Origin of the sequence: Burkholderia sp. Nafp2/4-1b, from assembly GCF_003635165.1 — a bacterium.
Lineage (GTDB): Bacteria > Pseudomonadota > Gammaproteobacteria > Burkholderiales > Burkholderiaceae > Burkholderia.
Genome location: NZ_ML058622.1, coordinates 31,738 through 50,626, shown reverse-complemented (window position 1 = coordinate 50,626; position 18,889 = coordinate 31,738). Strand labels below are relative to the sequence as shown.

Genomic DNA, 18,889 nt, shown 5'->3' with positions numbered 1-18,889 from the left:
AGCGCCCGAACGCCGTTCCGTCACCACCTCAGCCTATACTTTCGGGATCGCGTGCGCGGCCGTGCCGGTTCTCCGGCGCGGTCCGGCATCCAATCCCCAGGCTCCAAGCATGTCAAGCGCAGACAAACAAACCGTACCCTCGACCCTCCATGCCCTAGGCGGCGTTGCACGCTCCCGCCGGACCCGGCGTATCGGCCTCGGCGTGCTGATCTTCCTCGTTTTGTTTGGACTGCTCGGGTTCTTTGCGGCGCCGCCGCTGATTCGCCACATCGCCGAACTGCAATTGAGCCAGCAGCTCGGCCGGCCGTCGACGATCCAGCGCATCGCACTGAACCCGTACACGCTGAATCTCGAAGCCGACGGCGTGCACGTCGGCGAGCGCGGCGGCCAGGGCGACTTCATCGACATCGGCAAGCTCGTCGTGAGGCCGTCGTGGTCGTCGCTGTTCCGCGGCGCGCCGATCGTCAACGAAGTGCGCGTCGACTCGCCGCGCTTTCATATCGTCCGCCACGACGCGCAGCGCTTCAACTTCACCGACCTGATCGAGAAGTTCTCGACGCCGTCCAAACCGGACAGCAAGCCGACGCCTTTCTCGGTGTCGAACATCCAGGTCAACGACGGCCGGATCGACTTCGACGACCGCCTGCTGAACGAAAAGCACGTGGTCGACAACTGGACGCTCGGCATTCCGTTCATCGCGACGCTGCCGTCGAAGACGGACATCTTCGTGCAGCCGAAGCTGCGCGCGCGGTTCGACGGCAGCCCGATCGCGATCGACGGCAGGACCAAGCCGTTCGCGGTGTCGCGCGAATCGGAAGTCGCGCTGAAGTTCGACCGGCTCGACGTGCCGAAGCTGATTTCGTACGCGCCGGCGAAGCTGCCGGTGATCGTCACGAGCGGGCTGTTGAGCAGCGACCTCACGCTGAACTTCGTGATGAGCGGCGACACGCCCACGTTGCGCGTGTCGGGCACCGTCGATTTCAACGACGCGAAGGTGACCGACCGCGCGTCCGCGCCGCTGTTCGCCGCGCGCGGCGTGCATGTCGCGGCAGCCGGCCTCGAGCCGCTGCGCAACGTGCTGCATTTCGACGAGATCCGGATCGACCAGCCGGTCGTCGATCTCGCGCGCGACAAGCAGGGCGTGCTGAACGTCGAGAAGCTCGCCGGCCAGCCGGCCGCCGCGCCGAAGGCGGCAGCGGGCAAGCCGGCCGCGTCGGGCGCCGCCGCATCGAGCGAAGCCACCGCGACCGCCGCGAGTGCCACCGCGAGTGCCGCCACCGTCGCGAGCGGCGCGAAAGCCGAAGCCGCCGCAAAGCAAGCGCCGCCGCTCGACCTGACGATCCGTCATTTCGCGATCGACGGCGGCACGATCAACCTCGACGACCGCGTACCGGCAACGCCGACCGCGATGTCGCTGACCAAGCTCGCCGCGACGCTCGACGGCTTCACGCTGCGGGGCAAGACGCCCGCGAAGTACACGCTGTCGACGTCGCTGTCGCGCGGCGGCGACCTGAAGGCCGAAGGCGCGTTCAATCTCGCCGCGAAGCAGGCCGACACGAAGCTCGCGGTCGACGCGCTCGCGCTGCCGGCGCTGCAGCCGTACCTCGGCGAAGCGACCCGTGCGCGCGTGCTCGACGGCACGTTCGGTGCGACCGTCAACGCGAAGGCCGACTGGGCGAAGACGCCGCTCGACGCGCAGGTCGCCGACAGCACGGTGAGCCTGAAGTCGCTGAAGCTCGCGACGCCGGACGCGAAGGCGCCCGCAATCGTGCTGCCCGACGCGAGCGCGAAGATCGCGAAAATCGACGTTGCCACGCGCACCGCGGAGATTTCGAGCGTCGACGCGACCGGGCTCGCGCTCGACGTGAAGCGCCTGAAGGACGGCCAGATCGACCTGGCGGCACTGGCCGAACCGGCGCAGCCGGCGGTGCCCAAGCGTACGGTCGCGCGCAAGGCCGAGGCGGCCGCGCCGTCGTGGCACTACCGGATCGACGCGCTGAACGTGAAGGAATCGTCCGCGAACTTCACGGACCTGTCGACACCGCGCCCGGTGAAACTCGCGATCAAGCCGCTCGACCTGTCGGTGCAGAAAATCAGCGACGACATGACGAAGCCGCTGCCGGTGCAGCTGAAGGCGACGCTGAACCGCAAGGGCTCGGTGAACGTGTCGGGCGACGTGACCGCGCAGCCGCTGAAGCTCGGCCTGAAGATCAACGGCAACCGCCTCGACGCGGCCGCGTTCGAGCCGTACTTCGGCAGCGCGCTGAACGCCACCGTCGCGAGCGCGCTGCTGAACGCGCAGGGCAACCTGACGTTCGCGCAGGTGAAGGACACGCCGTGCGCGACCTACCGCGGCGACGTCGCGCTGGTCGACGTGCGGATGCTCGACAAGGCGACGTCCGACCCGTTCGCGGGCTGGCGCTCGCTCGCGCTGTCGAACCTGAAGGTGAACTACGACGAGAAGGGTACCGACGTCGACGCCGCGCGCGTGACGTTCTCGAACTTCTACGGCCGCGTGCTGCTCGATGCGCAGGGCCGGCTCAACCTGAAGGACGTCGTCGCGAAGCAGACGGGCCCCGCGCAGTCGCTGACGCGCGACGCGAGCAAGACCGAGCCGGTGCCGCTGTCGCCGGGCATGACGCCGCCGGCCGCCGCAGAGGCTGCGTCCGCCTCGGTCGCGCAGCAGGCGTCGGCGCCGGCCGCTGCATCGGCCACCGTCGTCGTGAAGGCCGCGCCGCCGCCGCAGAATCCGGTGCGCATGCATTTCGGCCAGCTCGTGCTGCAGAGCGGCCGCGTGACCTATACCGACAACTTCATCAAGCCGAACTACACGGCGAACCTGGTCGCGATCAACGGCACCGTCGGCGCGTTCGGCACGGACTCGACGACGTCCGCGCCGGTCGACGTCGCCGCGAACCTCGCGGGCAACGGGCCGATCACGATCAAGGGCACGGTGAACCCGCTGATCGACAAGCCGGCGCTGGACCTCACGGCCACCGCGCACGACATCGAACTGACCAACCTGACGCCGTATTCGGCGAAGTACGCCGGCTATCCGATCACGAAGGGCAAGCTCAACGTCGACCTGCACTACCAGCTCGCGAACGACCAGCTGTCGGCGAACAACCACATCTTCATCGACCAGCTCACGTTCGGCGACCACGTCGACAACGACACGGCGACCAAGCTGCCGGTGAAGCTCGCGATCTCGCTGCTGAAGAACACGCGGGGCCAGATCGACGTGAACCTGCCGGTGTCGGGTTCGCTGTCGAATCCGGAGTTCAGCGTCGGCGGGCTGATCTGGCGCGCGGTGCTGAACCTGATCGCGAAGGCCGTCACGTCGCCGTTCTCGCTGCTCGCGAATGCGTTCGGCGGCAGCGGTGGCGAGGAGCTCGGCTACGTCGAGTTCGCGCCGGGCTCGTACCAGCTGACCGACGCGCAGCAGCAGAAGCTCGATACCGTCGTGAAGATGCTGACCGAGAAGCCGTCGATCCGGCTGGACCTGATCGGCCGCGTCGATCCGGCGGTGGACACGCCGGGGCTGCGCGATGCATACGTCGACCGGCTGGTGCGCCAGCAGAAGCTGAAGGACGTGATCGGCCAGGGCGAGAGCGTCGATCCGATGTCGGTGAAGGTCGAACCGGCCGAATACAGCAAGTACCTCACGCGTGCGTACAAGGCCGCCGACTTCAAGAAGCCGCGCAACCTGGTCGGCCTGCAGAAGACGCTGCCTGACGCCGACATGAAGCAGGCGCTCGCCGAGCACGCGCCGGCCGACGACAACGCGCTGCGCACGCTCGCGCAGCAGCGCGCGCAGGCCGTGCGCCAGTACCTCGACGGCAAGATCGATGCGAGCCGCATGTTCGTCGTGGCGCCGAAGCTCGATGCGAAGGGCATCGCGGACAAGGGTGCGACGACCCGCGTGGACTTCGGCCTGCAGTAAGCATTACGCCATCATCCGCCGCCGCCGTGCCCGATCGGAAATCGGGCGCGGCGGCGCGCTTCGTTCAGCGCCCCGCGGTTTCCGGCTCGCGCTTGTCCAGTTCCTTCCTCGCGGCCAGCGGCAGGCGCGCATCGTCCCACTGCGCGATCCATTCGACTTCCTTCGCGGTGAATACCTGGCCGTGATTGCGCAACGCGTACTGCAGCGCGTCGACGACGTGGTGGCGAATGATTTCGGGGGTGCGTGCATCGTCCAGCACGAACCGGAGAGCTTCCAGGGTCGACATACTCGTGCTCCGGGTCAGGGAAAACCCTTTATCACACGCCAATAGTCGCGCGCCAACCGGGAAAAAAATCCGGCGGCGCCCGGCCAGGCCCGGCAGCGCCTGGCCGCGCCCGAGCACGCACCGCGTTGCGACCGCGGGATGTCATTTGCGATTGGTTACGTTTGATAGAGAACAGAAAGCCGCGCTTCATCGGACCGCCGCACGACGCAGCGATATTGACGCGCCTGTTGGCAAGTCATGCGGTTCAACGTCAATCGATGAGGTGGGGTGATGATTTCCAGATTCGCCAAGCAACGGAAGATGGCAGTGATGGTGGCGGGCGCGCTGGCGCTCGCAAGCGTCGGCGCCCATGCCGGGCAGCAGGACGGCAACAGCCACGGCAACGGCCGGCGCGTCGTGAAGCACGTGCTGCTGATCAGCGTGGATGGCCTGCACGAGCAGGATCTGGCGCGCTGCATCGGCGCGAACACGTGCCCGAACATCGCGGTGCTCGCGCAAAGCGGCGTCACGTACACGAACGCCTATACGCCGGGCCTGTCGGACTCGTTTCCGGGCCTCGCCGCGCTCGTGACGGGCGGCTCGCCGAAGACGGCCGGCCTGTTCTACGACGTGTCGTACGACCGCAACCTGTACGCGCCGAGCGACACGACGTGCTCGGGCAAGCAGGGCTGGAACGTCGTGTTCGACGAGACGACCGGCATCGATGCGCAGAACGGCGGCGCGCTCGTGCATCTCGACGGCGGCGGCGCATTCAACCCGCAGGCGATTCCGCATGCGAAGGTCAACGGCCAGTGCGTGCCGGTCTACCCGCACAACTACGTGAAGACCAACACCGTGTTCGAGGCCGTGAAGGCCGGCGTGCCGAACGCGTACACCGCGTGGGCCGACAAGCACGCGTGGGGCTACGACTGGCTGAACGGCCCGTCGGGCACCGGCGTCGACGACCTGATGCGCACCGAGATCAACTCGATCGACCCGGCAACCAACACCGCCTACACCGACGTCTATTCGCACACCGCGCGCTTCGACAACCTGCACGTACAGGCGCTGGTCAACCAGATCGACGGCCGCGATTCGACCGGCACGAAGACCGCACCGGTGCCGACGCTGTTCGGCGCCAACTTCCAGACGCTCAGCGTCGCGCAGAAGGCGCCGGTCGCGAAGGGCGGCGGCTACCTCGACGCGAACTTCACGCCGAACGGCCAGGTCGCGAACGCGATCACCTACGTCGACAACTCGATCGGCCGCATCGTCAACGAGCTGAAGCAGCGCAACCTGTATTCGTCGACGGCCGTGATCGTCACGGCGAAGCACGGCCAGTCGCCGACCGACCACACGAAGCTCGTGAAGAACGGCGACACGCTGACGAAGCTGCTCGAAGCGAACAACTACATCGACCCGAACGGCAACTTCGGCCAGAACAACACGACGACGGGCAACCTGAACGACGGTTCGGGCCTGGTCGGCACGGGCTTCGTGCAGACCGACGACGTCGGGCTGATCTGGTTGCGCGATCGCAGCCAGCGCGCGGCGGTGGTGCAGACGCTGAACGCGAACCTCGGCTGCAACGCGCCGGGGATCTGCGCGGACGGCCCGCAGGCGTATGTGCTGTACGGCTCGGCGCTGGCCGACCGGTTCGGCGATCCGGCCAACGGCCGCACGCCTGACATCATCGTGCAGCCGAATCCGGGCGTGATCTACACGACGAGCACGAAGAAGGACGAGGAACACGGCGGCAACGCGCCGGACGACAGCCACCTCGGGCTGCTCGTGTCGTATCCGGGCCTCCATCGTGCGCGCACCGTCGCCGATCACGTCGGCACGAAGCAGGTCGCGCCGACGATCCTCGGGCTGCTCGGTGCCGATCCGAAGCTGCTGCACGCGGTCGTGGCCGAGAACACGCACGTGCTGCCGGCGCTCGGTATCGACCACTGAGGTTGCCTGCGCCGGATGCCGCCGTGGGGCGGTGTCCGGCGCGGGACGGGTGAGGGACGGGGCGGGCGGGCCGGCGGACGGGGGCGGAAGGAAGGAGCGAGCGGCTGCCCGCGTCCTGACGTTCCAGGCCGTGGTGGTCGACCGCCGTTACCCCGCCCATTACCCGCCCATTACCCACCCATTACCCACCCATTACCCACCCATTACCCACCCATCACCCACCCATCACCCACCCGTTGCTTCGTCCAGCATCCATTTCCTGAAACGCCGCAGCGCGTCGCTGGTTTCGAGGCGTTCCGGCGCGTAGCAGAGGTAATGTCCCTGCGCGTCCACGTCGACCGGCGCGTCGAACGGTTCGACCAGCGTACCGGCCGCGAGATTGTCGAGAATCAGGAAGCGCGGCACCAGCGCGATCCCGAGCCCGGCCTGGGCGGCCTGGATCAGCACCGAATACTGTTCGAAGCGGGGCCCGGCCAGCGCGTTCATCTGCGTCGCGCGATGGCGCTCGGCCCACGCGGCCCATGCGATCTCTGCCTGTTCGTGCACGAGGCGCGGCGCGGCCACGGTGTCGGCGGGTGTGCGCAACGCATGCCGTTCCGCGAATTCGCGCGTGCAGACCGGCACGAAGGTTCGGCCGTCCAGATAGTCGCTTCGTACGCCTTCCCATGTGCCGTCGCCATAGCGGATCGCCGCATCGAGCCCGAACGGAAACACATCGCCCGGCGCGAGATGACGACGAAAGCCGAGCGTGACGTTCGGCGCGGCCGCGAGAAAGCGCGTCAGCCGCGGCAGGAGCCACTTGGTCGTAAACGTCGGTACGCTCGCGATCGTCAGCTGGTCGCTGTTTTCGCGCGCGCTCAGCAGCTCGATCGACGCGTTGCCGATTTCGCGCAGCGGCGCGACGACGCGCGCTTGATAGACCTGCCCCGCACGCGTGAGCGCGAGGCCGCGCCCCTCGCGCACGAACAGCTTCACGCCGAACAGCGCCTCGAGGTTCGCGATCTGCCGGCTGACCGCGCTGGGCGTCAGGCCCAGTTCCCGCGCCGCATAGGAAAAGTTCAGGTACTTCGCCGAAGCGACGAACGCGTGCAGTTCCGCGACGTTCGGATACAGGTGTTTCATCGTCGGCTGTTCCGTTCTCGCATAGGTCGATGCGGGCTTTGTACGTTTTTTTCATGACGATGCCATGTCGGATCCGCACACTGCGCTCGTTCCGACTACGCGTGAGGCCCGATCCGACGGGCGTCGCGCGCTGTCTTCCTCATCGCCAGCGAGTGTGTCATGCATCCGTCCTCCGCCCCGGCAATGGCCGACGGTGTTCCGATTCGTCGTAACAAAGCGGCGCGCCCGCGCATCGGCCGGCTGTTGCGGCAGGCCCTCGTCGCCGTGTTCGCGCTCTATCTGCTGTTGCCGATCGCGTTGCTGCTGGTCGGTTCGGTCGGCGAGTCGTGGACCAACACGCTGCTGCCCAGCGGCTTCACCGCGCACTGGTTCACCGACCTGGCCGCGAACCGCAGCTTCACGCGGGCGTTCGGCGTGAGCTTCATGGTCGCGCTGGCCTGCTGTGCACTCAACGCGCTGTTCGGGCTGCCGCTCGCGTATGCGCTGCATCACCGGGCGCAGGCCGGCGGCGGATTCGCGACGCGCATCGTGATGCTGATGCCGGTCGCCGTGCCGGCGCTGACGCTCGGCTTCGGCTACATCGCGATCTTCGGCAGCGACGTGCTGCCCTGGCTCGGCACGCTGCCGCTGATGATCGCGGCGCACGCGGTGCTGACGCTGCCGTATCTGCTGCAGACGCTGCTGAGCGATTTGCGCCACCTCGGTCTTGCACGCCTGGAGGCCTGTGCAGCGACGCTCGGCGCGACGCCGCTGCGCCAGTTCTTCACGATCGTGCTGCCGAACCTGCGGCACAGCCTGTTTTCCGGTCTGGTGATGGTGGCCGCGCTGTCGATCGGCGAATTCCAGATCTCGAACCTGATCGCCGGCTTTCGCTACCGGAATTACCCGATCGTGCTGCTGCAGGCGTTCTACGGCGCGACGGGGATGGCGTGCGCGGCGACCGTCGTGCTGCTCGTCCTCGCCGTGCTCGCGACGCTCGTATCCGTCGGCACCGTGCAACGTCTGAAGTGAGTCCGTCATGAGCCTCGAATTCGAACACGTCAGCTTTCAGTATCCCGGTGCACGTCACGGTGTCGACGACGTCACGCTGTCCGCCGCGCAAGGCGAACTGCTCGCGGTGATGGGGCGCAGCGGCTCCGGCAAATCGACGCTGCTGCGGCTTGCCGCCGGGCTGCTCGACGGCTGGCGCGGGCGCATCGCGATCGGCGGCGACGACGTGGCCGGCGTGCCGGTATGGCGGCGCGAAGTCGGGATGGTGTTCCAGCACTACGCGTTGTTTCCGAACCTGTCGGTCGTCGACAACGTCGCGTACGGGTTGCGGATGCGCGGCGTCGCGGCCGGCGTGCGGCGCCAACGCGCGCTCGACATGCTCGAGCGCGTCGGCCTGGCGGCGCATGCGACGCGCGGCGTCGCGATGCTGTCGGGCGGACAGCAACAGCGCGTCGCGCTGGCGCGCGCGCTCGTGATCGAGCCGAAGCTGCTGTTGCTCGACGAGCCGCTGGCGGCGCTCGACGCCGGTATCCGTCATCAACTGCGCGACGAGATCCGCGCGCTGCAGCGCGCGTGCGGTGCGACGACGCTGTTCGTCACGCACGACCAGGACGAAGCGCTGAGCATGGCCGACCGCGTCGCGATCGTCGACGGCGGCCGCGTGCTGCAGGCCGGCACGCCGCGCGAGCTGTACGAGCGTCCCGCGAGCGCGCAGGTTGCCCGCTCGGTCGGGCATTCGACCTTGCTGCGCGGGCGCGTGCTCGCGCACGACACCATCGACGTGCGCTTCGCGACGCTGCGTGCGGACACGGGCGCGCACCGGCCCGGTGCCGAAATCGTGGTGCTGGTGCGGCCCGAGCACGTGCAGGCCGATCCGCCGGAGCACTGCGCGAACCGGGTCGACGGTCGTCTCGGCGAAGTGCGTTACTTCGGCGCGACGCAGCGCTACGACTTCATTCCGGACGGATCGTCCGGCCCGCTGCTGTGCGAAGGGCGCGAGCCCGCCGCGCGCAGCATCGCGATCGACCCGCGCCATCTGCTCGTGCTGCCGGCGCTGCCCGACGCGCAATGATTCCCTTACGTTCAACGGAGATTCACCATGTTTGCAGGCTCCCCTTTCGTGAAGGCCGTGCGCGCCCGCGTGCTGGCGATGTGCGCGCTCGCGGCGCTGTCGTGCGCGGCCGCGCATGCCGCGCCGCTGTATCCCGGTGAAGACGCGCTGTACGCGAAGGCCGCCGACGAAGGGCTCGTCGTGTCGTTCGACACCGGCCCCGAATGGGCGAACTGGAAGGCGCTGTTCGCCGAATTCCGCAAGCGCTACCCGAAGGTCGAGATCACGTACAACGACATCGGCTCCGCGGCCACCGTCGTCGCGCTCGACAAGTCGCGCCGCCGTCCGCAGGCCGACACCGCGTACTACTTCGCGGCATCGGCGCTCGATGCCGAGGGCAAGGACGTCGTCGCGCCGTTCAAGCCCATCAACTTCGACAAGCTGCCGGGCGTGTTCCGTGCGACCGACGGGCGCTGGTTCGCCGTGCATTCGCTGAACATCGCGTTCCTCGTCAACCGCAAGCTCGTCAAGAACGTGCCGCAGCGCTGGGCCGATCTGCTGAAGCCCGAATACCGCAACGCGGTGGTCTATCTCGACCCGCGCTCGACCGGGCAGGGCCAGGTCGCGGTGTTCGCCGCCGCGTATGCGAACGGCGGCAGCGTCGAGAATCCGAAACCGGGCGCCGAATTCTTCGGCAAGCTCAAGCGCGCGGGCAACGTGCTGCGCGTCGAGGGCACGACGCCGTATGCCAAGTTCGTGAAGGGCGAGATCCCGATCCTGATCGGCTACGAGAACGACGGCCTCAAGGCGAAGTATGCGGACGGCATGGGCGACGCGGCCGACGTCGTGATTCCGCAGGACGGCAGCGTGTCGGCGCCGTATGCGATGAGTCTCGTGAAGAACGGCCCCAATCCGTCCGCCGCGCAGCTCTGGCTCAACCTCGTGATGAGCGATGTCGGCCAGGCGCTGTTCGCGCAGGGCTATGTGCGTCCGGCCGTGCCCGGCACGCCGGTGGCGCCGGAGGTCGCGGCGAAGCTGCCGAATGCGCCGCAGGTGCGCCCGCTCGACGTCGCGAAGGCAGCCGCGCGCAAGGCCGAAGTCGACCAGCTGTGGTCGCAGGCCACGCTCGGCAACTAAGGGGCTCGCGATGCAGGCTTCGTTACCGGAACGCGGCGTGCTGCGCCGCTTCGGCGCGATTCCCGCCGCGGCACTGCTCGCGGTGTGTTTCGTGCTGCCGCTCGCGGCGCTGGTCGATGCGGCCTGCGCGGACGGCGGCCGCGCGTTCGCGGCGGTGCTGCGCGACCGGCTCGTGATCGATGCGATCGTGCACTCCGTTGCGCTGGCCGTCGGCGCGGGGACGTTGTCGGTCGGCGTGGGCGTGCCGCTCGCGTTTGCGCTGGCGGAGCAGTCGCCTGCCCGTCGCCGCTGGTCGCTCGCGCTGCTCGGCGTGCCGCTGGCGTTCTCCGGGCTGGTGATCGCGTACGGCTTCATCCTCGCATTCGGCCGCGCGGGCTTCGTCACCACGCTGCTGGCCGCGCTCGGTGCGGATTCGAACGTGATCGGCGGCGCGATCTACACGATGCCGGGGCTCGCCGTCGCGTATGCGTATTACTTGATTCCGCGGGTCGCGCTGATGATCTATCCCACCCTCGCCAATCTCGATCGGCGGCCGCTCGAAGCCGCGCTGACGCTGGGTGCGCAGCCGTGGCGCGCGTGGCTCGACGTTGCGTGGCGCGAGCTGTGGCCGTCGATCGCGTCCGCGTGGTGCCTCGTGACCGCGATCGCGCTCGGCACGTACGGCACGGCCCTCGCGCTGGCCGGCACGCAGATCAACATCCTGCCGCTGCTGATGTACCTGAAGCTGTCGGACGGGCAAACCGATTTTTCGCAGGCAGCCGTGCTGTCGATCTTGCTGACGGCGATCTGTACCTGCGTTCTTGCACTGGGGGAAGGCCTTGTTCGGAATCGACGGCATTGAGTGGTCGGAGCCGGCGCGCGATACGCTCGCGCGGCTGGCGCAGCGGCAAACCGGCGTGCGCAGGCACCGGATGCCGGTCGGCGTGATCGGCCCGCGCGACGCGACCGACGAACAGATGCGGGTCGCGGAACGGATCGCGCATGCGTTGGCGACGGCGGGCGTCGCGCTCGTCGGCGGCGGCAAGCAGGGCGTGATGGAGGCGGCCGCGCGCGGCGCGCATGCGGCGGGCGGCTGTGCGATCGGCTTGCTGCCCGAAGACGACGCGACGCAGGCGAATCCGTATCTGAGCGTGGCGCTCCCGACCGGGCTCGGCATCACGCGCAACGCGCTGGTCGCGCGCGCGTCGGTGTGCCTGATCGCGGTCGGCGGCGGGCTCGGCACGCTGTCCGAGATCGCGCTCGGGCTCCAGTGGGGCAAGCCGGTGTTCACGATTTGCGACGCGCCGGCGGTCGCGGGTGTCGAGTGCTTCGATCAACCGGACCGGCTGATCGCGCGTGCGGCGCAGTGGCTGAGCGATTCGGCATAGGCGGGCGATGCGGGCAGCGGCGTCCGGTGCGGCGGGCATCGGGCCCGGACTTGAAACGGCGCGAGCGACCCGCCATATTGGTCGGGTATCACCCGTTCAACGACGTACCGAGAGGATCGTTCATGCGCCTGCTGCTTGCCCTGCTGTTGCCGTGGTTCCAGTTCTTCACGATCGGCCGGCCGATCGCCGGGATCATTTGCCTCGTCCTGCAACTGACGATCATCGGCTGGCTGCCGGCCGCGATCTGGTCGGTCTATGCGCTGAGCCAGTACAAGACCGATCGCAAGATCGAGGCGGCGTTGCGCGGGCGGGGGTAGACGCGCAGTGCGCGGTCAGGTGATGCAGCGGCGTGGTTTGTATCCGAAACCGCGCCCCAACGACAAAACGGCCGCCGCGATCGTCGTTCGACCTGGGCGACCGTGCCGCTTACTTCACCGCAAACAGCGTCAGGTTCATGAAGATCTTGAACGCATAGCCGAGCGTGACGGCGCCGAGCACGCCGCCTGCCCACAGCACGACGAACCACATCCAGCCGCGCATCCGCGGCCGCGGTGCATGGGGCGGGCCGGACTGGCCGGGCTGGCCAGCCGTGGTATCAGTGGTGGTAGTAATGCTGGTCTTCATGGCGCACCTTGCCTCGGAATACCCAGTAACCCATCGTCGTGTAGGCGATGATGATCGGCAGGATAACCGCTGCGCCGACCAGCGTGAAGGTCTGGCTCGAACGCGGCGCTGCCGCTTCCCAGATCGTCATCGTCTGAGGAATCGCATACGGGAACATCGTGACGAGCAGCCCGACGTAGCCGAGCAGCACGAGCGCCAGCGCGAGCACAAACGGCGTCATGTCGTGCCGGTCGCGCACCGCGCGACGCATCCACACCGCGCACCCGGCAACCAGGAACGGCACCGGCAGCAGGCGCCAGAACAGCCCCGAATCGAACCAGCGCTGCGCGATGGCCGGATCCTGCAGCGGCGTCCACAGGCTGACCACCGCGATGAAGCCGAGCAGCACGACGGTCAGCGGCCACACGACGCGATGCAGGCGGCGCTGCAGGTCGCCTTCGGTCTTCGCGACGAGCCAGCAGCAGCCGAGCAGCGCGTACGTGACAATCAGGCCCAAGCCCGTCAGCAGGCTGAACGGCGTGAGCCAGTCGAATGCGCCGCCGGCGTACACGCCGTCCTTCACGTCGATGCCCTGCAGGAACGCGCCGAGCGCGATCCCCTGGAACAGTGTCGCGCCGGCCGAGCCGCCGATGAACGCGAGATCCCACAGCTGCTTCGTGCGCCGCGCCTTCGCGCGGATCTCGAACGACACGCCGCGGAAGATCAGGCATACCAGCATGAAGATCAACGGCAGGTACAGCGCCGACAGCACCGTCGAATAGACGATCGGGAACACCGCGAACAGCCCGGCGCCGCCGAGCACGAGCCAGGTCTCGTTGCCGTCCCACACGGGCGCGACGGTGTTCATCATCAGGTCGCGTTCCTTCTCGTCCGGGAAGAACGGGAAGACGATGCCGATGCCGAGGTCGAAGCCGTCGAGCACGACGTACATGAAGAGCCCCAATGCGATGATCGCGGCCCAGATTACGGTGACGTCCATAGGTTTTCTCGTTTGCGAAGGGGGGGCTCAGACGGTCTCGATCAGCTCGTCGACGGCCGACAGCGGGCGGCGCGCGGTGTGATCGGGGCGCGTGTCGGGCAGGTCGTGCTTCGCGTCGTGCTTGACGTCGGGCAGCGCGGGGCCGGCCTTCATCAGCTTCAGCATGTAGTACACGCCGGTGCCGAACACGAGGAAGTACACGATCACGAACGTCATCATCGACAGGCTGACCTGCTGCACCGACAGCGGCGACACGGCCTGCGCGGTGCGCATCACGCCATACACGACCCACGGCTGGCGGCCCGCTTCGGTCGTCACCCAGCCCGCGAGCAGCGACACGAAGCCGGTCGGGCCCATCACGAGCGCGAAGCGCTGGAACCACTTCGATTCATACAGGCGGCCGCGGCGGCGCAGCAGCCAGGCGAGCGCGGCGAGGCCGATCATCGCGAAGCCGAGCCCGACCATGATCCGGAAGCTCCAGAACACGACCGTCGAGTTCGGGCGGTCTTCGGGCGGGAAGTCCTTCAGCCCGCGGATCTCGCCGTCCCAGCTGTGCGTGAGGATCAGGCTGCCGAGGTGCGGCACCTTCACCGCGTAGCGGGTCGTTTCGGCCTCCATGTCCGGAATGCCGAACAGGTTCAGCGCGGTACCGCCCTTTTCCGTTTCCCACAGCCCTTCGATCGCGGCGATCTTCGCGGGCTGGTGCTTCAGCGTGTTGATGCCGTGCTGGTCGCCGATCACGGCCTGCAGCGGCGCGAGCACCAGCAGCAGCCACAGCGCCATCGAGAACATCTTCTTCACGCCCTTGTCGCGGCGGCCCTTCAGCAGGTGCCATGCGCCGGTCGCGGCCACCACCAGCGCGGCGACGATGAACGCGGCGATCGCCATGTGGAACAGGCGGTACGGGAACGACGGGTTGAAGATGATCGCGAACCAGTCGGTCGGCACGACGCGGCCGTCGACGATCTCGAAGCCTTGCGGCGTCTGCATCCAGCTGTTCGACGCGAGAATCCAGAAGGTCGAGATCAGCGTGCCGATCGCGACCATCAGCGTCGCGCCGAAGTGCGCGCGCGGGCTCACGCGATTCCAGCCGAACAGCATGATGCCGAGGAAGCCGGCTTCGAGGAAGAACGCGGTCATGACTTCGTACATCAGCAGCGGGCCCGTGACGGAGCCGGCGAAGCTCGAGAAGCCTGACCAGTTCGTGCCGAACTGATAGCTCATCACGACGCCGGAGACGACGCCCATGCCGAACGCGACCGCGAAGATCTTTGACCAGAACAGGCACAGGGTCTTGTAGTACTGCTTGCCGGTCTTCAGCCAGCGATATTCGAGCACGGCGATGAAGCTGGCGAGGCCGATGCTCAGCGCCGGGAAGACGATGTGAAAGGAGACGGTGAACGCGAATTGCAGGCGGGCCAGATCGAGGGCCGAAAATGCGGTGTCCATACCAGTTGACCGAAGCTTGACGATACCCGCCGGCGGGTGCCGGCGGCCCCCGGACGACCAAGCATCGGGGTTGGCTGGAGTATGGATCGCGATGTTGCGCCGCGAAATGTGCCAACTCGTCGCAGATGTCCAGCCCGCCGCGCCCGTTTTCGGGATAAATCGTTGATTCGTATCAAGAACGCGGCGCGCGGCGCATGCGGTCGCGGCGTGGCGGTCTGCCGCACGTGCGGCAATATGGCGCGTCGCATCATCGGAACGAGGCGGCGGGCGCGGGGTTCGATCGCTGCACCAGAGGCGCGGCGCGCGTGGCCGGCCATCATCGGCAAGCGCCGCGTGAATTGCGTACACTCTGAGTCTCGTTTCGGCAGGACCGGGCGCATTGGTTCCGGCCTGCGTTTATTCAGGGCAGACCATGATCGATTTACGCAGCGATACCGTGACACGTCCGAGCCAGGCGATGCTGGCCGCGATGACTGCCGCCGAAGTCGGCGACGACGTATGGGGCGACGACCCCACCGTGCTGCGCCTGCAGGCGGTCGCGGCCGAGCGGGCCGGCAAGGAAGCCGGCCTGTTCTTCCCGAGCGGCACGCAGAGCAACCTGGCCGCGCTGATGGCCCACTGCGAACGCGGCGACGAATACATCGTCGGCCAGCTCGCGCACACCTACAAGTACGAAGGCGGCGGCGCGGCCGTGCTCGGCAGCATCCAGCCGCAGCCGATCGAGAACGCGCCCGACGGCACGCTGCCGCTCGCGAAGATCGCAGCCGCGATCAAGCCGCTCGACAATCACTTCGCCCGTACGCGCCTGCTCGCGCTCGAGAACACGATCGGCGGCCAGGTATTGCCGGAAGGCTATGCGCAGGAAGCCGTCGCGCTCGCGCGCAGCCGCGGGCTGGCTACGCACCTCGACGGCGCGCGCGTGTGCAATGCGGCCGTCGCATCGGGCCGCTCGATTGCCGAGCTGTGCGCGCCGTTCGACACGATCTCGATCTGCTTTTCGAAAGGGCTCGGCGCGCCGGTCGGCTCCGTGCTGGTCGGCAATCGCGCGCTGGTCGAGCGCGCGCAGCGCTGGCGCAAGGTGCTCGGCGGCGGGATGCGGCAGTCGGGCATCCTCGCGGCGGCTTGCCTGTATGCGCTCGATCACAACGTCGAGCGGCTCGCCGACGATCACGCGAATGCCGCGCGTCTTGCTGAAGGCCTTGCGCGCATCGAGCCGGTGAAAGTGCTGTCGCATGCGACGAACATGGTGTTCGCGCAATTCCCCGAAGCCGACTGTGCGCCGCTCGAGGCGTGGCTGAAGGAGCGCGGGATCCTCACGCAGATGCTGTACTCGTCGCGCTTCGTCACGCACTGCGACGTGTCGCGTGCGGACATCGACACCTTCATCGACGCGGTCGGCGCGTATTTCGCGCAGCGCCGCGCGTAACGTGGCATGCGGCATGCGCCGCCCGGCGACGGGCCGGCGCGATGCGGCATGGTGCAAGACGCAAAGAGGTGACGCGGCGCGTTGTCGGCCGAGCGTTGCCGTGCCGACGGATTACGCTTGCGGCGGCCTGTCGGCGGGCGGCGTGCCGTCGTGGAACAGCGATTTCAGCTGCGTGCGCAGTTCGGCGCTGTCGGTGTGCTGGTGCACCGAGACCGCATGTTGCACGGCGGCTTCCAGCAGTTCGCTGTCGGAGTCGGCGGAAATTGCGACCGAGCAATTCATCGCGCTGGGAAACTCGCGGCAATCGATATAGCGGCGGGACATGATGTTCTCCTCACAGGAAAGGGACCGGCCGGACTTGCATGATCGGCCGCGCGGCGCGTTCGCGAGGCCGATGGAAAAAGTATAGGCGGCACGGCTCAGTTTCTCGTCGCGGTGCTTACCGCGCCGGCAGTGTCGATCAACCACCCGTCCACCCGCGCGCGCGCTCGTTACGGCAGCGGCGCGAGCAACCGGCGCGCCGCTTCGACCACCCGCGCGGACAGCGACGCCATCGTCGGCGACTGCACCGTCCACGCGTGCCAGTACAGCGTGACGTCGGTCGGATGCGCGGGCGCGAGATCGACGAGCCCCTGCGCGTCGAGCGGCGCACCGCCGATCAGCGGCTCCGGCACCATCGCGTAGCCGAGCCCGTGCCGCACCGCCGCGAAGTGCGCGTGCGTGCCCGGCACGTAGTGGCATGGGTACGCGCCTTCGGGCAACCCGAACTTCTCCTTCAGGAACGCTGACTGCAGCGTGTCGCGCCGCGAATACGCGACGACGGGCGCGGCGCGCGCGCTCGTGCGATTCAAGCCGCGCGGGAACCAGCGCCCCGCGAACGCGGCCGCCGCGAGCAGCCGGTAGCGCATCGTGCCGAGCGGCGTCGCGACGCAGCCGCGCATCGGCTTCGGCTCGGTCGTCACGCAGCCGACGGCCATCCCGCTTTCGAGCAGCGCGAACGTGTGATCCTGATCCTCGACGATCAGCTCGAACAGGATGCGCTCGCCGGCGAGCACCGACGTCAGCGCGGGCAGGAACCAGGTGCCGAGGCTGTCGGAATTCAGCGCGATCGTGACCGAGATCGGTGATTCGCGCTCGGCCGCGAGCGTGCTTTGCAGGTCGGCCTGCAGCAGCGCGACGCGGCGCAGGTGCTGCAGCACGCGCTGTCCGGCCACCGTCGGCCGGCACGGCCGCGTGCGCAGCACGAGCGGCGTGCCGAGGCTCGCCTCCAGCGCGCGGACTCGCTGCGTGATGGCGGATGCGGTCACGTGCAGGCGCACGGCGGCCTGTTCGAAGCTGCCGGTGTCGGCGACGGCCAGCAGCGCGGCGGCCTGCTTCGGATCGATCGTCAGAGACATGTACTAGATTGCCCGAGACAGATTGTGATGCTCAAATCAATATAGCCTTGCCAGCTATCGTGCTACGGGCGATCACGACACGGAGCAGGCGAGCCCGACATTGAAATTGGGCACATCCTGAGACCAAAATGTGACCGATTCGGCATGTTGCGCCAGATGGTCGGGCGCAAGGTGCGCATACCGGAGAACCATGTCGTAACTGGACCATCCACCAAGTTCCTTCAGACGTTCAAGGGGCGTGCCACTCTGAACATGCCAACTTGCCCACGTGTGGCGCACATCGTGAAACCGAAAATTTTCGATGTTTGCCCGCGCACAGGCTGCGAGCCACTGTTCCCGATCCCACGACCTGATCCGTTTGCCATTTCGGACGAATACAAACCGGTGGTGCTTGCCGATCTGCTTGCGGATCAGTGCGATCGCCTCACTATTCAGGGGGACGCCGATCGACTTGCCGGCCTTTGCTTGATCCGGATGGATCCATGCGCGCCGGGCGACCAGATCGAGCTGCGACCATTCGAGCCCGAGAATGTTCGCTTGTCTAAGCCCGGTCGCAAATCCGAATGCCGCAACATCGCGCATCCAGTCACGGTTGATCGCGCGAAGCAACCGCTGCGCCTCCTCCTTTGTGATCCAGCGAATCCGTTTATTTGACTCTCTGGAACATTTCAGGATTGGCGCCCGGTCAATCCACTCCCACCTCACGGCTGCATTAAGCATCCCGCGAATCGTTGCGAGATACCGATTTCGCGTCGCTACGGAGGCGGGTTTGTCAGCGGACCACCGCCCACATTTTTCCGGAAGAGCCTCGATGATCTCGGCAGACGTCAGGGCGTCAATGTACCGCCCCTGGAAATACGTGCCGAAGTGTCTCAAGTGACCCACGAAGTTGATGTAATTCCGCTTCAGGGTCTGCTCTTTGAGGTATCTCACTACGGCCTCTTCGTAAACGTAGCGGCGTCGCTCCCCGAGCTTGTGCACGCGCCACAGTTCCGCTTTCAGCTTGTCGTGATACTCCTCAGCTTCCTTCCGGTCGGAAGTCCCACAAGAGCGGCGTATTCTTTCTCCGCTTGGCGTGCGGAGATCGAGGTAATAGACGCCGCCGCGCTTTCGGATGGACATTGAAAACTCTCCTTTCTTTCCGTCCGCGCCGGTCGATCGGCATTGTAACCGGACGATTTCG

Annotated in this window: 17 protein-coding genes; 9 read left to right on the top strand and 8 right to left on the bottom strand. The window is 67.4% G+C overall.

Annotated elements, in window-relative coordinates:
* Positions 1 to 109: 109 nt before the first annotated feature.
* Positions 110 to 3,943 carry a DUF748 domain-containing protein gene (locus C7H84_RS29110; protein WP_121862034.1) on the top strand — a complete coding sequence of 1,278 codons (3,834 nt, stop codon included), beginning with the start codon at positions 110 to 112 and terminating at the stop codon, positions 3,941 to 3,943.
* 64 nt (positions 3,944 to 4,007) lie between these two features.
* Here C7H84_RS29110 and C7H84_RS29105 read toward each other — a convergent pair whose 3' ends face one another.
* Positions 4,008 to 4,229, bottom strand: a complete 222-nt coding sequence (locus C7H84_RS29105; RefSeq protein ID WP_121862033.1) for a hypothetical protein — start codon at positions 4,227 to 4,229, stop codon at positions 4,008 to 4,010.
* A gap of 270 nt (positions 4,230 to 4,499) precedes the next feature.
* Here C7H84_RS29105 and C7H84_RS29100 point away from each other — a divergent pair, with 270 nt between their 5' ends.
* A complete protein-coding gene (locus C7H84_RS29100) occupies positions 4,500 to 6,164 on the top strand; it encodes an alkaline phosphatase family protein (protein WP_121862032.1) in 1,665 nt (554 codons plus the stop codon).
* A 225-nt stretch (positions 6,165 to 6,389) separates the two neighbouring features.
* On the opposite strand, the gene C7H84_RS29095 is transcribed toward C7H84_RS29100, so the two are convergent.
* Positions 6,390 to 7,286 carry a LysR substrate-binding domain-containing protein gene (locus C7H84_RS29095; RefSeq protein WP_121862031.1) on the bottom strand — a complete coding sequence of 299 codons (897 nt, stop codon included), beginning with the start codon at positions 7,284 to 7,286 and terminating at the stop codon, positions 6,390 to 6,392.
* 159 nt (positions 7,287 to 7,445) lie between these two features.
* Between C7H84_RS29095 and C7H84_RS29085 the strand changes: the two genes are divergently transcribed.
* The 6 genes from C7H84_RS29085 to C7H84_RS29060 all read left to right on the top strand — a co-directional run bounded on the left by C7H84_RS29085 (position 7,446) and on the right by C7H84_RS29060 (position 12,148).
* Positions 7,446 to 8,297 (top strand): ABC transporter permease subunit, encoded by an 852-nt coding sequence (locus tag C7H84_RS29085; RefSeq protein ID WP_121862029.1) that lies wholly within the window; start codon positions 7,446 to 7,448, stop codon positions 8,295 to 8,297.
* A gap of 7 nt (positions 8,298 to 8,304) precedes the next feature.
* A complete protein-coding gene (locus C7H84_RS29080; protein WP_121862028.1) occupies positions 8,305 to 9,348 on the top strand; it encodes an ABC transporter ATP-binding protein in 1,044 nt (347 codons plus the stop codon).
* Positions 9,349 to 9,375: 27 nt separating this feature from the next.
* The gene (locus C7H84_RS29075; RefSeq protein WP_121862027.1) at positions 9,376 to 10,464 is read left to right on the top strand and encodes an extracellular solute-binding protein; all 1,089 of its coding nucleotides are present in this window, start codon (positions 9,376 to 9,378) and stop codon (positions 10,462 to 10,464) included.
* Between the two features lie 10 nt (positions 10,465 to 10,474).
* A complete protein-coding gene (locus C7H84_RS29070) occupies positions 10,475 to 11,305 on the top strand; it encodes an ABC transporter permease subunit (protein ID WP_121862026.1) in 831 nt (276 codons plus the stop codon).
* 70 nt (positions 11,306 to 11,375) lie between these two features.
* The gene (locus C7H84_RS29065) at positions 11,376 to 11,831 is read left to right on the top strand and encodes a TIGR00725 family protein (protein ID WP_121862132.1); all 456 of its coding nucleotides are present in this window, start codon (positions 11,376 to 11,378) and stop codon (positions 11,829 to 11,831) included.
* Between the two features lie 122 nt (positions 11,832 to 11,953).
* A complete protein-coding gene (locus C7H84_RS29060) occupies positions 11,954 to 12,148 on the top strand; it encodes a YqaE/Pmp3 family membrane protein (protein WP_121862025.1) in 195 nt (64 codons plus the stop codon).
* A gap of 109 nt (positions 12,149 to 12,257) precedes the next feature.
* Here C7H84_RS29060 and C7H84_RS29055 read toward each other — a convergent pair whose 3' ends face one another.
* From C7H84_RS29055 to C7H84_RS29045, 3 genes are read right to left on the bottom strand one after another with little or no spacing between them, the layout of a single operon-like run.
* Positions 12,258 to 12,455 (bottom strand): hypothetical protein, encoded by a 198-nt coding sequence (locus C7H84_RS29055; RefSeq protein ID WP_121862024.1) that lies wholly within the window; start codon positions 12,453 to 12,455, stop codon positions 12,258 to 12,260.
* Positions 12,427 to 13,434 carry a cytochrome d ubiquinol oxidase subunit II gene (gene cydB, locus C7H84_RS29050; protein WP_121862023.1) on the bottom strand — a complete coding sequence of 336 codons (1,008 nt, stop codon included), beginning with the start codon at positions 13,432 to 13,434 and terminating at the stop codon, positions 12,427 to 12,429. The genes C7H84_RS29055 and cydB overlap by 29 nt, the downstream gene beginning before the upstream one ends.
* Positions 13,435 to 13,461: 27 nt before the next feature.
* A complete protein-coding gene (locus tag C7H84_RS29045; protein ID WP_121862022.1) occupies positions 13,462 to 14,883 on the bottom strand; it encodes a cytochrome ubiquinol oxidase subunit I in 1,422 nt (473 codons plus the stop codon).
* 412 nt (positions 14,884 to 15,295) lie between these two features.
* Here C7H84_RS29045 and ltaE point away from each other — a divergent pair, with 412 nt between their 5' ends.
* The gene (gene ltaE, locus C7H84_RS29040) at positions 15,296 to 16,309 is read left to right on the top strand and encodes a low-specificity L-threonine aldolase (protein WP_121862021.1); all 1,014 of its coding nucleotides are present in this window, start codon (positions 15,296 to 15,298) and stop codon (positions 16,307 to 16,309) included.
* 111 nt (positions 16,310 to 16,420) lie between these two features.
* On the opposite strand, the gene C7H84_RS29035 is transcribed toward ltaE, so the two are convergent.
* The 3 genes from C7H84_RS29035 to C7H84_RS29025 form a co-directional block, all read right to left on the bottom strand.
* Positions 16,421 to 16,633 (bottom strand): DUF1059 domain-containing protein, encoded by a 213-nt coding sequence (locus C7H84_RS29035; RefSeq protein ID WP_121862020.1) that lies wholly within the window; start codon positions 16,631 to 16,633, stop codon positions 16,421 to 16,423.
* 167 nt (positions 16,634 to 16,800) lie between these two features.
* On the bottom strand, positions 16,801 to 17,706 hold the full coding sequence (locus C7H84_RS29030; protein WP_121862019.1) for an HTH-type transcriptional regulator ArgP: 906 nt from the start codon (positions 17,704 to 17,706) through the stop codon (positions 16,801 to 16,803).
* A 72-nt stretch (positions 17,707 to 17,778) separates the two neighbouring features.
* Positions 17,779 to 18,828, bottom strand: coding sequence for a site-specific integrase (locus C7H84_RS29025; protein ID WP_121862018.1), 1,050 nt, complete (start codon positions 18,826 to 18,828; stop codon positions 17,779 to 17,781).
* Positions 18,829 to 18,889: the final 61 nt, after the last annotated feature.

What these genes read in the sequence shown, in the direction of transcription:
- C7H84_RS29110 (WP_121862034.1), top strand. Translation starts at nt 110, where the DNA reads ATGTCAAGCGCAGACAAACAAACCGTACCCTCGACCCTCCATGCCCTA.
- C7H84_RS29105 (WP_121862033.1), bottom strand. Translation starts at nt 4,229, where the DNA reads ATGTCGACCCTGGAAGCTCTCCGGTTCGTGCTGGACGATGCACGCACC.
- C7H84_RS29100 (WP_121862032.1), top strand. Translation starts at nt 4,500, where the DNA reads ATGATTTCCAGATTCGCCAAGCAACGGAAGATGGCAGTGATGGTGGCG.
- C7H84_RS29095 (WP_121862031.1), bottom strand. Translation starts at nt 7,286, where the DNA reads ATGAAACACCTGTATCCGAACGTCGCGGAACTGCACGCGTTCGTCGCT.
- C7H84_RS29085 (WP_121862029.1), top strand. Translation starts at nt 7,446, where the DNA reads ATGCATCCGTCCTCCGCCCCGGCAATGGCCGACGGTGTTCCGATTCGT.
- C7H84_RS29080 (WP_121862028.1), top strand. Translation starts at nt 8,305, where the DNA reads ATGAGCCTCGAATTCGAACACGTCAGCTTTCAGTATCCCGGTGCACGT.
- C7H84_RS29075 (WP_121862027.1), top strand. Translation starts at nt 9,376, where the DNA reads ATGTTTGCAGGCTCCCCTTTCGTGAAGGCCGTGCGCGCCCGCGTGCTG.
- C7H84_RS29070 (WP_121862026.1), top strand. Translation starts at nt 10,475, where the DNA reads ATGCAGGCTTCGTTACCGGAACGCGGCGTGCTGCGCCGCTTCGGCGCG.
- C7H84_RS29065 (WP_121862132.1), top strand. Translation starts at nt 11,376, where the DNA reads ATGCCGGTCGGCGTGATCGGCCCGCGCGACGCGACCGACGAACAGATG.
- C7H84_RS29060 (WP_121862025.1), top strand. Translation starts at nt 11,954, where the DNA reads ATGCGCCTGCTGCTTGCCCTGCTGTTGCCGTGGTTCCAGTTCTTCACG.
- C7H84_RS29055 (WP_121862024.1), bottom strand. Translation starts at nt 12,455, where the DNA reads ATGAAGACCAGCATTACTACCACCACTGATACCACGGCTGGCCAGCCC.
- cydB (WP_121862023.1), bottom strand. Translation starts at nt 13,434, where the DNA reads ATGGACGTCACCGTAATCTGGGCCGCGATCATCGCATTGGGGCTCTTC.
- C7H84_RS29045 (WP_121862022.1), bottom strand. Translation starts at nt 14,883, where the DNA reads ATGGACACCGCATTTTCGGCCCTCGATCTGGCCCGCCTGCAATTCGCG.
- ltaE (WP_121862021.1), top strand. Translation starts at nt 15,296, where the DNA reads ATGATCGATTTACGCAGCGATACCGTGACACGTCCGAGCCAGGCGATG.
- C7H84_RS29035 (WP_121862020.1), bottom strand. Translation starts at nt 16,633, where the DNA reads ATGTCCCGCCGCTATATCGATTGCCGCGAGTTTCCCAGCGCGATGAAT.
- C7H84_RS29030 (WP_121862019.1), bottom strand. Translation starts at nt 17,706, where the DNA reads ATGTCTCTGACGATCGATCCGAAGCAGGCCGCCGCGCTGCTGGCCGTC.
- C7H84_RS29025 (WP_121862018.1), bottom strand. Translation starts at nt 18,828, where the DNA reads ATGTCCATCCGAAAGCGCGGCGGCGTCTATTACCTCGATCTCCGCACG.